A 15,257-nucleotide genomic window follows, 5' to 3' on the forward strand; every position below is an offset into this window, starting at 1 on the left:
ATCGTCAATCCCATCCCTCAAGGATCTCCGCCGGCCAACCTTCCCGGAGCTTTTCTCCTGAGTCAACGTATGCGGCTACGCGGAGGTTATTTATCAGTCAACGCGCCGCCTTGCCGTAGACAGGTCTGTCTGGTAGCGTCCTTCCCGTCGGTAGACAGATCTGTCTACTTCACCGCTTCAGAATGAGGATGCCATGAAAATTGCGGTACTGGGAACCGGAACGGTCGGACGGACGATCGCCGCGGCGCTCGCCAGCCACGGGCACCACGTCGTCGTCGGAACCCGCGACAGGGAGGAAACGCTGGCCCGGACGCAGCCGGACGCCATGGGCAATGCACCGTTCGCCCAGTGGCATGCCGCGAACTCCGGAATCGGCGTCGCCGCGTTCGCCGTCGCCGCGGCCGAAGCCGAGGTGGTCGTCAATGCCACGAACGGCGCAGGCTCGCTGGCGGCCCTGACGGCAGCGGGCGCCCGGAACCTCGACGGCAAGGTCATCATGGACATCGCCAACCCCCTGGATTTCTCGCAGGGCATGCCGCCGTCGCTGAACCCGGTCAACACCGACAGCCTCGGCGAGCAGATCCAGCGTTCCTTCCCGGACGCCCGGGTGGTCAAGACACTGAACACGATGACCGCGAGTGTAATGGTGGACCCGGCGAGTGTGGCCGGCGGCGACCACACGGTCTTCGTTTCCGGAAACGACGCGGCGGCCAAGGAGACCGTGGCAGTGCTGCTCAGGGGATTCGGCCACCGGGACATCATCGACCTGGGCGACATCACCACCGCCCGCGGCGCCGAAATGATCCTGCCGATCTGGCTGCGGCTCTGGGGGGCCTTCGGCAATGCGGACTTCAACTTCAAGATCGCACGCTAGCACCCGCCACCCAACTGGCTCGCAGCTGGGGTCGTTTTGAGCGCCCAAAACGACCCCAGCTGCGAGCCAGTTGGGAAGGGTGGCTGGGTTGAGCCCCGGACACTATCCGAGACGGATTCCCCGCCGGTCGCGGCTCCGGGTAGCATCCAGTAGGAAGAAAGTAACCGGGCTCACAGTATCCAGCGCAGTGTACGAGCCACGTCCTCTCGAAAGACTGTATCCATGGCTGACACTGCAACTAATTCCGGCACCGATCTCGCGTCCGAACTGCGCGCGGATGTCCGCCGGGTTTCCACCCTCCTCGGCGAATCCCTGGTCCGCCAGCACGGCCCTGAGCTCCTGGTGCTCGTGGAACAGGTCCGCCTGCTGACCAAGGAGTCCAAGGAAGCCGCCCGCGGCGGCGCGGATGCCACCGGACCGTGGAGCTCCTACGACGTCGTCGCGCAGGTACGCGAACTGCTGGGCTCCCTGCCGCTGGAGCAGGCAACCGACCTGGTGCGGGCGTTCGCGTTCTACTTCCACCTCGCCAACGCCGCCGAACAGGTCCACCGGGTCCGCGGGCTGCGCACCCGGAAGGAAAAGGACGGCTGGCTGGCCAAGGCCGTCAGCGACATCGCCAGCCAGGCCGGGCCGGCGGTCCTGCAGGACGTCGTGAACGAACTCGATGTGCGGCCCATCTTCACGGCCCACCCCACAGAGGCGTCCCGCCGGTCCGTGCTGGACAAGGTTCGCAGGCTCTCCGACATTCTGGCCGAGAGCACCACGGAAGGTACGTCCGGGCGCCGCCGCCAGGACCGTCAGCTCGCCGAAGTGATTGACCAGATGTGGCAAACGGACGAACTGCGCCAGGTCCGGCCGACCCCGGTGGACGAGGCCCGGAACGCGATCTACTACCTCACCGGCATCCTGGGGGACGCCCTGCCCGAGATGCTCTCGGACCTCTCGGAACTGCTCGGCGAGCACGGTGTCACCCTGCCCGCGGAGACGGCCCCCATCCGCTTCGGCTCCTGGATCGGCGGCGACCGGGACGGCAACCCCAATGTGACAGCAGCAGTCACCCGCGAAATCCTGCAGATCCAGAACCAGCATGCCGTCCGGATCAGCATCGGCCTTATAGACGGCTTGATTTCGATCCTTTCCAACTCAACGGCCCTCGCGGGTGCGGACCAGGAGTTGCTGGACTCGATCGATGCGGACCTGAAGAAGCTGCCGGGACTGGACCGCCGGGTCCTGGAACTTAATGCCCAGGAGCCGTACCGGTTAAAACTCACCTGCATCAAAGCCAAACTGCTCAACACCGCCCGGCGTGTGGCGGCCGGGGCAGTGCATGAGCCCGGCCGCGACTACACCGCCACCGCGGAGCTGCTCGCCGAGCTGGCCCTGCTGGAGCGATCCCTGCGGAACCATCACGCGGCGCTGGCAGCGGACGGCTCCCTGGCCAGGGTGCGCCGGGCCATTGCCTCTTTTGGGCTGCACCTGGCTACCTTGGACATCCGGGAACACGCAGACCACCACCACGACGCCGTCGGCCAGCTGATGGACCGGCTCGGCGGCCCCGGCATCCGGTATGCGGAACTCAGCCGGGCCGAGCGCTTCGAGGTGCTGGGGTCCGAGCTTGCCTCCCGCCGCCCGCTTTCCGGCCACCCGATCAAGCTCGACGGCGTTGCGGATGGAACGTACGACGTCTTCCGTGAGATCCGGCGGGCCTTGCGCACCTACGGCCCCGACGTGATCGAGACCTACATCATTTCCATGACCCGAGGCGCTGACGATGTCCTGGCCGCGGCCGTGCTGGCCCGCGAAGCCGGCCTGGTCAACCTCTTCGGCGCGGCCCCCTATGCCAGGATCGGCTTTGCGCCGCTGCTCGAAACAGTGGAGGAACTGCGCTCCTCGGCTGAAATCGTGGACCGGTTGCTCTCCGACTCCTCCTACCGCGAGCTGGTCCGCCTGCGCGGTGACGTGCAGGAAATTATGCTCGGCTATTCGGACTCCAACAAGGAATCCGGCGTGATGACCAGCCAGTGGGAAATCCACAAGACCCAGCGCAAACTGCGCGATGTCGCCGCTAAGCATGGTGTGCGGGTGCGCTTGTTCCATGGCCGCGGCGGCTCTGTGGGCCGCGGCGGCGGGCCAACCTACGATGCCATCATGGCCCAGCCCAACGGGGTGCTCGAAGGTGAAATCAAGTTCACCGAGCAGGGCGAGGTCATTTCGGACAAGTACTCGCTGCCCGAACTCGCCCGCGAGAACCTGGAGCTCTCGCTCGCTGCAGTGATGCAGGGTTCAGCGCTGCACCGCACGCCGCGTACCTCGGAGGACCAGCGGGAACGCTACGGGCACGTTATGGAGACGATTTCGGACGCCGCGTTCGCCCGGTACCGGACCCTAATCGATGATCCGGATCTGCCGGCGTACTTTATGGCGTCGACCCCGGTGGAGCAGCTCGGTTCGCTGAACATCGGCTCGCGGCCGTCCAAACGACCTGATTCCGGTTCGGGACTGGAAGGCCTGCGGGCCATCCCCTGGGTGTTCGGCTGGACGCAGTCGCGGCAGATCGTTCCGGGCTGGTTTGGGGTCGGCTCCGGGCTCAAGGCAGCACGGGAGGCCGGCCACTCGGACCAGCTGGTGGAGATGATTGACGGCTGGCACTTCTTCCGCTCGGTCCTCTCCAACGTCGAGATGACGCTGGCCAAAACGGACATGGACATTGCCGGCTACTACGTCTCCACCCTGGTGCCTGCGGAACTGCACCACCTCTTCCGTGCCATCCTGGCCGAATATGAACTGACTGTCACCGAGATCCAGAACCTGACCGGCGAGGACCTGCTGCTCGACGCGCAGCCCACCCTAAAGCGCTCGCTGGAGATCCGCGACCAGTACCTCGACCCGATCAGTTATCTGCAGGTGGAACTGCTGCGCAGGGTGCGTTCCGAAGCGGCAGGGGAGGGCATGCCCAACGGCGAGATCGACGAGCGGCTCCAGCGAGCCATGCTCATCACGGTCAACGGCGTGGCGGCCGGCCTGCGCAACACCGGCTAGGCCCGGCGGAGCCGGCAGCGCGTCCCGATAGGGTGGTGGTATGCCGTCGTTCCAGACCAGATTGAAGATCACCGGACTCAAACCGGGCAAACCACCGGAGGCCGTGATGGCTGCGGCCGTGGAGGCACTGCAGAGCCGGCACCACGTCGAAGCGAACGAGCTGGACCTGGCCGGAGGGGTCCCGCAGTTGAATCTGCGTTTCCTCGTTGAGCCCACTTCCTACGGCGGCGAGAACAGCCAGGCGCTGGAGTCGGCCGCGATGATGCGCGACGCCGTCGAGCGCGTTGCGGTGACCGGCAACCTGTTGGTCCTTCGCCGCAACCGCGGCCGCTGGGCGCCCGTCTAGGCCCCGGGCGGCCGCTCAGAAGTCCAGTTCCTCCCCGGGGCTGTCCACCACAGGGGAGTTGTTGCCGCGCCGGAGCGTGACAATAACGCCGACGACGGCGCCGATCAGGATCCCGAGGGCGACGCCGATGAGCGAACTCGCCCAGAACGGCAGTCCGGTGGCCGCGCCGGTGGCATAGCCGAGACCGACGGACCAGACGGCCGAGAGGATGCCGCCCAAAGCTGCGCAGAGGCTGAACCCGCGGGTGGAGACGTTGGCGATGCCGGCTGCGGCCGTCGTCGCGAGCCGTCCGCCGGGAATGAACCGGATTCCGATAATCGCGCCGTAGGTCGTGGACCGGCCGGCTTTGCCTGTCGCTCTGTGCACGGCCCGGTGAAAGCTGCGGCCCCACTGCCAGCGGTCCAGGACGTGGCTCAGGCGCCGCTTGAAGAGCTGGAATACCAGGATGTCGCCGAGCCAGGACGCCGCCGCCGCCAGGAGGATCAGCACGACGGCGTTGGCGCGGCCGACTGCGGAGAGCGCGCCGCCGGTGATGAGCAGCATTTCGGAGGGGACCGGGGGGAAAATCGCATCGCCCATAACCAGGGGGATGATCCAGAAATAGATCGCGTCCCCCCAGTTGTCAGCGTTGCCGAAGTCCATGCGCACAAGGTATCGCACTTCGGCCCGGACGCCCGTTTACCAGGCGGGTCAATGGGCGCCGGCCCGGCGTGCCACAGCCTCAAGTTCTGACCGGTATGCCGCCCATTGCTCCGCTGTGCGGGACGGCACGTTCGGGTCCTGCGGGCCGTTCCCTGCGGTGCCGTCGATTAGTTCGCGGAGGATGTCGGCGTGACCGGCATGGCGGGCGGTCTCAACACATATGTGAACCAGGATCTGATGCAGGGTTACCCGGCGGCGCTCCGGAGTCCACCACGGCACGTCTCCGTGCGCATCGAGAGCGAGTGTCTCGATCGTGGCGTCGCTGTGGCGGCCCGAGAACTCAAAGAACTCAATGATCTCGGCCCGGGTCTCGCCGTCGGCGGCCCACATGTCGGCGTCCGCAGGCGCATCGGCGCCGAGCCACGGCACAACTCGATTGCTGGGTCTGCCGAACACCTCCCCGAAGTACCCCAACTGCACGCTGCCGACATGCTTGATGAGTCCAAGCAGGTTTGTGCCGGTTGGAGTCAGCGGACGGCGGACGTCGTAGTCGCCCAGGCCGTCGAGTTTGGCGAGAAGGTCCGTGCGTCGAATTCGAAGGTATCCGTGCAAGTCAGATTTTTGGTCCATATGGATCACTCTGCCTTACCGGCGCCCCGAGCCGGCTAGGTGTCCTCGCTGAGCTCCAGTCCGCTGCGGTACTCCACCGGCTCCCCGGTGATTGGGTCCACGAACCGGATTCCGCGGGCGAGGAGCTGGAGCGGCTTCGAGTAGTCGTCCGGGGCTTTTGCCAGCAAATCCGGGTAGAAGGCGTCGTTGACTATTCCGAGGCCCAGCGAGGCCATGTGCACCCGGAGCTGGTGCGTTTTTCCCGAGTGCGGCTCCAGCCGGTACAGCGCACGGCGCAGGGCGGAGTTGGGAGGAGTGCCGGCGTCGGGCGCTTTCGGGGCGGGGCCGTCGAAGGTCCGCAGCCGCTCAATCCTGGTCTCGGCGTTGGGTTCGCCGTCGACTACTTCGGCGAGCAGGTAGCTGCGGGACTTGGTCATCCGGTTCCGGACCACCACGGGGAATTCGACGGCGGGGTACCCGGGTGCAGGCTCGGCCGCAGACACACACTCGTATTCCTTCTGGACCTGGCGTTTCTCGAAGAGCACCTGGTACTTTCCCCGGGTCTGCGGGTTCGTGGAGAGCAGAAGGATGCCGGCAGTCATGCGGTCCAGCCGGTGCATGGGAATAAGATCCGGGAGGTTCAGCTGGTTCCGGAGCCGGACCAGCGCGGACTCCTGAATGTAGGTCCCGCCGGGGGTGGTGGGCAGGAAATGCGGTTTGTCCACCACCAAAAGATGCTCGTCCTGATGCAGGATGCTTAGTTCCACCGGGATCCGGACTTCGGGCGGCAGGGTGCGGTAGTACCAGATGAACGTGTGGTTCCGCAGCGGGGTGGCCCGGTCCAGGGGGACGCCCTCCGCACCCACGATCTCGCCGGCGTCGAAACGGTCTTCAATGCCCTGTGGATCGATGTGGCCCCAGCGGTGCATCATGTAGTCCATCGCGGTGTCCCACGGCCCCTCGTCCGGGAGGCGGAGCCGGGTGGCATTGACGCCGTCGCGCACGGGCAGGGGGGATTGCATCACCGGTCCATTCTACTTTGCCGGGGTTCGGGCCGGGCACGAGGTCGCCGGAAGCGCCCGGGGTCGCCGTAAGCTTCCGGCGACCCCGGGAGCTTCCGGCGAACTCGGCACACCGGCCCGCAGCCGATGATCGAAGACCCGGCCGCCGCGGCAACTTCGCCGAGGAACTCGGCGTCACCGTGACCCAGCTCGTGGGCAAATACCACGACGGCGGACCGAGGCCCGGCGCCACTGCGGGCGGCGGGCGCAGGCACCGCCTCGTCGTCGCACTTCACCCGTCGCTCAGGACACCACCGACGGCATCACCCAAAACCTCCTCAGCTAATGAGCAGGACAATGAACGACAAGCGGAACTTCGAAATCATCGTGCCGGGATGACTGTCCACGACTTCAGCGCCGGCAAGGACTCCGCGGCTGCGGCAAGGGCCTGGGGCGGCTTCCTCGAGAAGGTCTGCCCCTAGCGGATCCGCGACGCGGGGCTGGCCTGCAGCGCGCCATCGTTTGACCTCACCGGGGTCGGATCAGGCGAGGGCGGCGGCGGGCACGGCGCCAGGGCTGCGCCGCAACTGTGGGGAGGCCTCCAGCCGGTCCTGGGCTGCACGCAGCGCCGCCACAGCGGTTTCGAGCTGTTCCGGGGGCAGGGTGAACGGCACCCGAAGAAAGCTCTCGAACGCCCCACCCGTACCAAAACGCGGGCCGGCCGCGAGCCGGATGCCGAAGTCGGGGGCCACCACGGCAAGGGCGGTGCTGATCGGGGCCGGGAGGCGGCACCACACGGACAGCCCGCCGTCGGGCCGTTCGCTCTGCCAGCCCGGCAGGCGTCCTGCGATGAGGTCCAGCAGCGTGTCCCGGTTGCCGCGCAGTGAGGCCAGCCGTGCCGGGAGCGGCTCGGAGAGCGCGTTGACCAAGTGGGCCGCCGCGAGCTGTTCCACAACCGGCCCGCCCAGATCCATGGTGGTACGCGCGGCGGCGAAGCGCTGGATCAGGGACTCGTCAGCGCGAATCCAGCCGGTCCGCAAACCGGCCCAGTGCGACTTGCTGAGGGAACCGATGGAGACGACGGCGGGGCTGAAAGCCGCCACCGGGGCAGTCTCGATTCCGTCCAGGTTCAGCGCCCGAAGCGTTTCATCGACCACAAGAACGGTGCCGGCGGCGGCAGCGGCGTGGACCAGCCTGCGGCGCTGGGAATCCGACATCAGCCGCCCGGTGGGGTTGTGGAAGTCCGGGACCACATAGGCCATCGCGGGCCACTGCTGCCTCAGCGCGGACTCGATCGCCGCCAGGTCCCACCCGGGCCGTCCAGCGGAAAACGGCGCGGAGTCCCTTCCCGGCTCGACGGCGGGCATGGCCACCGGTACCAGCCGGCAACCCGCGGCCCGGATGGCGTCGATCGCGTTGGGGTAGCTCGGATGCTCCACGAGGACCTTGTCAGACCGGCTGGCCAGGGTACTCAGCACCACGTTCAGGGCGTGCTGTGCCCCGGATGTCACGAGAATCTGCGCTGCAGTGGTGGGCACACCGGCCGCAGCGTAATGCCTGGCGATAGCTTCCCGCAGCGGCCTGACACCGAGGGCGTCGTACCCAAAGCCCGGCAGCAGCGCCGGAAGCTCGGTCAGGGCTGAGGCGAAGGCCCGGTGGACCACCTCGCCGCTGGCCGGCAGCGAGGCGTAGGCAAGGTCGAGAATCCCGTCCGGGACGGCCAGGCCCGGTGCGCCGCTGAGATTCGTCCCGCCGCCGCCGCCAACCTGGCTGGCCCGCGGGATGCACGTACGGCCGCGGCTGCCCTGCCCGCTGCTGAGGAAGCCCTGTTCGCGCAACACCGAGTAGGCGGCGGTAACGGTGGTCCGGCTGATCCCAAGTGTCGAGGCCAGCGCCCGTTCGCTGGGGAGGGCTATTTCGAGCGGCACCCGGCCGTCAAGGACCAGAAGGCGGACGACGTCGGCGAGTTCCCGGTAGGCGGGGGCGGCACCAAGGTTCCAGTCGCCCAGCAAACGGGTCAGGGAGCTTGAATTCAGCGAACCGGACATAGAGCCAGTATTTCAAACTGGCTCTGGATTGCAAGGCCAGTTTTCCGGGAGGATGGTTCCATGATGACGCGCAGGATCCTCCAGCTTCTAATCGGCCTCGCCATGTACGGCGTATCCTTGGCCATGTTCATCCGCGCCGGCCTTGGCTTGGACCCCTGGGACGTGTTCCACCAGGGCCTGGCCCTTAAGACCGGGTTGAGCATTGGCACAGTGGTCATCATTGTCAGTTTTCTGGTGCTGCTCCTGTGGATTCCACTCCGGCAGTGGCCGGGCATCGGCACGCTGTGCAACGCCGTGCTGGTGGGCGTCTTCGCGGACGTCGGGCTGGCGTTGATCCCGCAGATCAGCCACCTCGGCGGGCAGGCCGGAATGCTTGCCGGCGCCGTGCTGCTCAACGGCATCGCCTCGGCCTGCTATATCGGTGCCCGCTTTGGTCCCGGCGCCCGCGACGGCTTGATGACCGGCCTCGCCCGGCGGACGGGATGGTCGGTGCGGACATCCCGGACCGGAATTGAAATCGTCGTTCTGGCCGCGGGCTGGCTGCTCGGCGGTTCCGTCGGCATCGGGACCGTGCTCTACGCCCTGGCTATCGGTCCGCTGGTTCAACTGCTGCTGCCCCGGTTCACCGTGCCGGAGTTGACGGTGCCGGGCCCGCCGATGGTGGCCGCCGGGGCGGCGCCCCCCGCATCCCGGGCGTAGCTAGCCGGGGATCGGCACTGGCTGGCACGAGGGACAGAAGTAGATGTCGCGTTCCTCGGCACCGGTGGCCGTAGCCAGGACCCCCCGCCGCAGCGGAGTCCGGCACTTCAAGCATGGCTGGTGCTCGCGCCGGTAGACCCAGTAGCCGGGCAGCCCGGCGGTCCGGCCCACGGTGGCGCCGCGCCGGTTCAGGACGGTGGTTCGTCGACCAGGGCCCAGGTTTGCCTCCAGCAGGCGCTTTGCGTCGGTGATGAGGGCCGCAATGTCAGGCACGGCCGAGACGGGTGCCGCCGGGTGAACGCCGGAGAGGAAGCAGGCCTCACAGCGGTAGATGTTGCCGATCCCGGCAAGGTTCCGCTGGTCCAGGAGGGCGACGCCGATCGGGACGTCCGGCGCTGCACTGATCCGCCGCTCCGCCTCGGCCATGTCCCAGTCAGGACCGAGCAGATCCGGGCCAAGGTGGCCGACGACGGCGGCTTCCTCAGAGCTGCGGACCACCTCGAGGATTCCGAGCGAGAATCCAACAACGTCCGCTGCGGCGGTGCGCAACACACAACGCGCGGTGAATGCCGGCTTGCGCCAGCGCCCGCCCGGAGGGTAGACCTGCCAAGTCCCCTCCATTTTGAGATGGGAATGGATCGTTAGCCGCTCCGGTCCGGCCGGGCCGGAGCCGTCTGGCCGCGCCGGGGCCTCCAGCCGCATCAGCAGGTGCTTGCCCCTTGGCACCACCTCGGTTACGGTCCAGCCGCCCAGTTTGAGGGTGGCGAACCGCGGCACCCGGAAGTCGGAGGAGATCAGCTGTTGTCCGGCCAGTGCGGCCTGAAGCTGCGCGGCAGCGCGGAAGACCGAATCGCCCTCAGGCACGGATCCTCAGTCCCTTGGGTGTGGAGTAGGCCCCGGCATGGGCTAGGGCGGCAGCGATGGGAGTGTCGAGGATGCCGTGGCCGTTGACCTTTTCCATAATCAGTTTGTCCACCGCGCCGCGGGTCACCACGCTGACCAGGGCTGCGCCGGCCGCAGCCAGAACCTCGGTGTCCGCACTGAAGGCCAGCAGGGTCTTGCCGCCGCGTTCCACGTACAGCGCCAGGGCGCCGTCCACCAGGACCACCAGGGCGCCGGCTTTTCGGCCCGGGCGGTGGCCGGTTCCCGCTTCGACGTTGAGCGCGGGCCACGGCAGCGCGGCGCCGTAGGGATTGGCCGGGTCCGTCGCGGCCAGGGCCAACGCCACCGGCTCGGCTTTGTGCAGCTGGGTGTCCTCGGCGTAGGAGCGCAGCCGGTCCACGGTCGCTGGAACGGCGAACTGCGCCGCACCGAGGTGCTCGATAAAGTAACCCCGACGGCAGCGGCCGGCTTCCTCCAGCCGCGCCAGGACCTTATACATCAGGCCGAAGCCGCCCAGGATGTTCTCCGCCATGACCGAGCCGCGGGTGACCACGCCGTACCGGTCCAGCAGGAGTTCCGCGGTGGCCCGGGCGTGGATGGTGGCGTCAAGTTCGGGAGCGGGGAGGGCGGACCAGCGGCCGGCGGCCAGCGGGGGAGTGGGGGCGGTGCCGCTGGCGGAGCCGTACCGGCCGCCGGTCAGCCCCGGGGACCCGAGCAACCCGGTGCCGTGGGAGCGCCCCAGCCGGCTCAGTCTGGGGGCCCGGGCCCGTGGGGCGCGGGCAACCTGCCGGTGCGCGGTGTGGCCGCCGGCAATCATCGCCCGGACCGGGGCAAAGGTGTCGCCCGTGATCCGGCCCGCCCAGGCCAGGTCCCAGAGTGCGGAGACGACGTCCTGGTCGCTGAGCACCGTGTCCATGCCGCCGGCTACGTCTGAGAGCTGCCGGAAGAAGTATCCGCCGCCGTTGTTGCGCAGGTAGTCCAGCAGCCGCTGCTGCGCGTCCCCGGGCTCGAAGTCGATGGCCGGGTTGAGGGTCAGTTCGGCCGAATCGGCCAGGTGGAGGCTGACCCAGCCGTCGTTGCCGGGGAGCGCTCCTGCTCCGGACCAGAGGACTTCGCCGGCCGCCATAAGCTCATCGAGCATGGCGGGCTGGTAGTCGGATACCCGGCTGGCGAGGATCAGGGGTTCCCAGGCTGAGGCCGGGATGGGCACGCCGGAGAGTTGGTCGACTGCGGTGATGATCCCGTCCAGTCCGCGCAGCGCCGACTGCCCGCGCTTGCCCGGGACGCGGACGTTCTGCCAGGCGGGCAGGAAGCGGCCGTAGGCGGCGGCGTCCACCGGCTCGACCTCGGCGCGGAGTGCGGCGAGCGAGCGGCGGCGGAGCCGGCGCAGGACTTCGGCGTCGCACCATTCACTGACCCCGGCCAGCGACGGGGCCGTGGTTGCCTGCGTCCCGCCGTCGGCCTCCTGCGCCGGTGCCGCCGGTGGTGCGGCGTGCGGGCGGAATTCGCCTTCCACTACCCGTCCGTCCGCGGCGAGCCGCTTCAGCGCCGTAGCGACGACGGCGACTCCGAGTCCCAGCCGGGCGGCGGCCTCGGCGGAGGTGAACGGCCCGTGGGTTCGGGCGAAGCGGGAGACGAGGTCGCCCAAAGGGTCAGCGACCGGCTCGATGAAGGCCAGCGGCACGCCCATCGGCAACGGGACGCCGATGGCGTCGCGCAGCCGGGCGGCATCCTCCACCGCGGCATACCGCTCGGTACCGCCGACGTTGACCTTGATGGCGCGGTTGGCGCGTTGGAGCGCCACAAGGTGTGCGGTGGCATCGGCAACCGGAGCCTCAACAGCGTCGGCCACCGGCTCGGCGACCGATCCTTCAAGCCCTGCCGCGGCTTCCAGGCGGGCGGCGACCTCCCCCGCGGTCAGCGGGCCCAGCAGCCGGAGCAGGTCCGCAACCCCCTCCAGCCCGCGGACCTTCCGATCCGGGGCGAGGCGCTGCAGTTCTTGCTCCGTGTCGTCAATGACCTTGGCGTCGAGCAGTTCACGCAGCTCGACCCGGCCCAGGAGTTCGTTGAGCAGGGTCGAATCCAGCGCCAGCGCCGCAGCCCGGCGCTCGGCCAGCGGGGAATCGCCTTCGTAGAGGAACTGCGCGACGTAGCCGAACAGCAGGGACTTGGCGAAGGGGGAGGGCTGCTGCGTAGTGGTTTGCAGGATCCGCAGCTCGCGCCGCTCGATGGACGCGGCGATGTCCTTGAGTGCCGGGAGGTCGTAGACGTCCTGGAGACATTCCCGGACCGTCTCGAGGACGATCGGGAAGGTGGGGTATTTCCGCGCCACGTCCAGCAGCTGGGCGGAGCGTTGCCGCTGCTGCCACAGGGGCTGCCGTTTGCCCGGGTTCTGCCGGGGCAGCAGCAGTGCCCGGGCGGCACACTCACGGAACCGGGACGCGAAGAGGGCGCTGCCGCCGACCTCCGCCGTCACGATCTGTTCAAGTTCCTCCGGGTCGAACATGAACAGCTCAGCGCCGGGGGGCTCGTCGTCCATCATGGGCACACGCAGTACGATGCCGTCATCGGCCGCCATCGCGGAGCCGTCCATCCCGTAACGCTGGTGCAGGCGCTGCCCGACTGCGAGGGCCCACGGCGCGTGCACCGGCATGCCGAAGGGGCTGTGCAGTACCACCCGCCAGTCGCCGAGTTCGTCGTGGAAGCGCTCCACCACAAGCGTGGTGTCGCTGGGGACCACGTCGGTGGCCAGCTTTTGCTCGGCGAGGTACTGGATGAGGTTGTTGGCGGCGAAATCGTCCAGGCCGCTGGCCTTGCAGCGTTCCGTGGCCGGTCCGACGTCGGACGCGGACAGTTCGCGGACAAACGCGCCCAGGGCGCGGCCCAGGTCCACCGGCCGGCCGAGGGAGTCGCCCTTCCAGAAAGGGAGCTTCCCCGGCTGGCCGAAGGCGGGAGAGACCAGGACCCGGTCATGGGTGATGTCCTCAATCTTCCAACTGGTGGCGCCCAGGGCGAACACGTCACCGACCCTGGACTCGTACACCATTTCTTCGTCGAGTTCGCCGACCCGGCGGCCACCCTTGGCTGCGGCGGCGGCCGGGCTGGCCGCCCTGCCGTCACCGCTCGCGGAACCCGGGGAGCCGGAGCCTTCGACTTCCGTGCCGATGATGTAGACGCCAAAAAGCCCACGGTCCGGAATGGTGCCGCCGGAGGTGACCGCCAGCCGCTGGGCTCCGGGCCGGCCCTCGATGGTGCCGGCATTGCGGTCCCAGATGATCCGGGGCCGCAGTTCCGCGAACTCGTCCGAAGGGTAGCGGCCGGCGAGCAGGTCCAGTGTGGCCTCGAAGGCGGAGCGGGGGAGCGAGGCGAACGGCGCCGACCGGCGGACCGTGGAGAACCATTCCTCCACTTCGATGGGCTCCAGTGCCGTGGCCGCGACGGTCTGCTGGGCCAGAATGTCCAGCGGATTCGCGGGGACGTAGAGGCGTTCGATTTTGCCGGCCAGCATCCGCTCCACCGTGATGGTGGTGTGCACCAGATCTGCACGGTGCTTGGGGAAGAGCACACCCTGGGAGATTTCCCCGACCTGATGACCGGCCCGGCCCACCCGCTGGAGCCCGCTGGCCACGGAAGGCGGGGACTCCACTTGCACCACGAGGTCAACTGCCCCCATGTCGATGCCGAGTTCGAGGGAGGACGTGGCAACAACGCAGCGCAGCCGGCCGGATTTCAGGTCGTCCTCGATCAGGGCCCGCTGGTCCTTGGAGACCGAGCCGTGGTGGGCGCGGGCCAGGACCGGATCGGCGCCGGCGGTGCTGCCGGCCTGGGCCATCATGTGCGCCGGCGTCGCGGTGGAAGCGGGCGTCCCGACGGCGGCACCGTCCCAGCCGCCACCGCCGGCGGCCATCAGTTGCCGCTCGGCGTGGATCTCGTTGAGCCGGGCCGTGAGGCGTTCGGCGAGCCGGCGGGAATTGGCGAACACAATGGTGGACTGGTTGGCCAGCACCAGGTCCACTATCTTCTCCTCCACATGCGGCCAGATCGATGCCTGGGGCTGCAGCCCGGATGCAGGCCCGGAGTCGAACGCGCCGGCAGCGCCCTGCAAGTCGGACATGTCTTCCACCGGGACGGAGACCGTCAAGTCCCAGGTCTTCTTCGACGGCGGAGCGACAATTTCCACCGGGGCGGAGCCAGCGAGGAACTGTGCCACCAACTCCTTGGGTTCCACGGTGGCCGAGAGCCCGATCCGCTGGGCGGGTTTTGGGAGCAACGCGTCGAGGCGTTCCAGGGACACTGCCAAGTGGGCACCGCGTTTGGTGCCCGCGACGGCGTGGACCTCGTCGACGATGATGGTGTCCACCTCGCTGAGGGTCTCCCGAGCCTTGGACGTGAGCATCAGGAAGAGGGATTCGGGGGTGGTGATGAGGATGTCCGGGGGGTTGCCCAGCAGCGAGCGGCGCTCCGAGGCCGGGGTGTCACCTGACCGGACGCCCACGGTGATCAGCGGTGCGGGCAGGTTAAGGCGTTTGGCGGTCTGGGTGATGCCGATCAACGGTGCCCGCAGGTTGCGTTCGACGTCGACGCCGAGCGCCTTGAGCGGCGAGATGTAGAGCACCCGGGTTTTGCGTTTGGGCGTCTTTCGGCGGGCGCCTTTGGCAGCGTCAAGGCCGGGCAGCCCCTCGGGCTCAGCGGGGGCCGCGATGAGCAGGCGGTCGAGGGCCCAGAGAAAGGCTGCGAGTGTTTTGCCGGAACCGGTGGGGGCGACGACGAGGGCATGCGCGCCGGAGGAAATCGCGTTCCAGGCCCCTTCCTGGGCGGGTGTGGGCGCGGTGAAGGCGCCCAGGAACCAGTCCCGGGTTGGCCGGCTGAACCGGTCCATGGCCTCCGCCGCGAGTGTGCCGCCAGCGAGCTCCTGCCCCTTCATTCCTCCATCATGCCCTACGGCACCGACAGTCACGGGCGGCCCCGGCATCGCCTCAGCGACCGCGATGCTCAGCAGGCTGAGGCCGGGACGAAAACCTCGTGGATGCCTGCGGCCGCGGCCTGCTCACGTAATTCGTGAACCAGGCGGCTCCCGTGCGCCGTGAGGCCTCCGACAATATCGTCACCGACGAATG

At 68.3% G+C, this 15,257-nt stretch carries 11 protein-coding genes; 5 read left to right on the forward strand and 6 right to left on the reverse strand.

The features are described 5' to 3' along the window. Positions 1-193: 193 nt before the first annotated feature. From ABIB49_RS02020 to ABIB49_RS02030, 3 genes are all read left to right on the forward strand, one after another. Positions 194-874, forward strand: coding sequence for an NADPH-dependent F420 reductase (locus tag ABIB49_RS02020; protein WP_226774497.1), 681 nt, complete (start codon positions 194-196; stop codon positions 872-874). 222 nt (positions 875-1,096) lie between these two features. Continuing rightward, positions 1,097-3,913 carry a phosphoenolpyruvate carboxylase gene (ppc, locus tag ABIB49_RS02025; protein WP_283480390.1) on the forward strand — a complete coding sequence of 939 codons (2,817 nt, stop codon included), beginning with the start codon at positions 1,097-1,099 and terminating at the stop codon, positions 3,911-3,913. Between the two features lie 40 nt (positions 3,914-3,953). Beyond that, positions 3,954-4,259, forward strand: a complete 306-nt coding sequence (locus ABIB49_RS02030) for a hypothetical protein (protein ID WP_226774499.1) — start codon at positions 3,954-3,956, stop codon at positions 4,257-4,259. A gap of 15 nt (positions 4,260-4,274) precedes the next feature. Here ABIB49_RS02030 and ABIB49_RS02035 read toward each other — a convergent pair whose 3' ends face one another. The 3 genes from ABIB49_RS02035 to ABIB49_RS02045 are packed head-to-tail and all read right to left on the reverse strand — an operon-like array spanning position 4,275 to position 6,532. Next, entirely contained in the window at positions 4,275-4,901 is a 627-nt protein-coding gene (locus ABIB49_RS02035; protein WP_226774500.1) for a DedA family protein, read from the reverse strand. A 48-nt stretch (positions 4,902-4,949) separates the two neighbouring features. After that, positions 4,950-5,531 (reverse strand): DinB family protein, encoded by a 582-nt coding sequence (locus tag ABIB49_RS02040; protein ID WP_226774501.1) that lies wholly within the window; start codon positions 5,529-5,531, stop codon positions 4,950-4,952. A gap of 35 nt (positions 5,532-5,566) precedes the next feature. Then, positions 5,567-6,532, reverse strand: coding sequence for an RluA family pseudouridine synthase (locus ABIB49_RS02045; protein WP_283480458.1), 966 nt, complete (start codon positions 6,530-6,532; stop codon positions 5,567-5,569). A 179-nt stretch (positions 6,533-6,711) separates the two neighbouring features. Between ABIB49_RS02045 and ABIB49_RS02050 the strand changes: the two genes are divergently transcribed. Then, positions 6,712-6,993, forward strand: a complete 282-nt coding sequence (locus tag ABIB49_RS02050; RefSeq protein ID WP_226774502.1) for a hypothetical protein — start codon at positions 6,712-6,714, stop codon at positions 6,991-6,993. A gap of 60 nt (positions 6,994-7,053) precedes the next feature. Here ABIB49_RS02050 and yczR read toward each other — a convergent pair whose 3' ends face one another. Beyond that, a complete protein-coding gene (gene yczR, locus ABIB49_RS02055; protein WP_226774503.1) occupies positions 7,054-8,559 on the reverse strand; it encodes a MocR-like transcription factor YczR in 1,506 nt (501 codons plus the stop codon). A gap of 60 nt (positions 8,560-8,619) precedes the next feature. Between yczR and yczE the strand changes: the two genes are divergently transcribed. Next, entirely contained in the window at positions 8,620-9,258 is a 639-nt protein-coding gene (yczE, locus tag ABIB49_RS02060) for a membrane protein YczE (protein ID WP_348774715.1), read from the forward strand. On the opposite strand, the gene ABIB49_RS02065 is transcribed toward yczE, so the two are convergent. Both ABIB49_RS02065 and ABIB49_RS02070 read right to left on the reverse strand, forming a co-directional pair. Next, positions 9,259-10,122, reverse strand: a complete 864-nt coding sequence (locus ABIB49_RS02065; protein WP_354156610.1) for a DNA-formamidopyrimidine glycosylase family protein — start codon at positions 10,120-10,122, stop codon at positions 9,259-9,261. Then, entirely contained in the window at positions 10,115-15,064 is a 4,950-nt protein-coding gene (locus ABIB49_RS02070) for an ATP-dependent helicase (RefSeq protein ID WP_354156611.1), read from the reverse strand. Before ABIB49_RS02070 ends, ABIB49_RS02065 begins: the two co-directional genes overlap by 8 nt. Positions 15,065-15,257 lie beyond the last annotated feature (193 nt).

It is taken from the genome of Arthrobacter sp. UYCu512 (assembly GCF_040547075.1).
Lineage (GTDB): Bacteria > Actinomycetota > Actinomycetes > Actinomycetales > Micrococcaceae > Arthrobacter.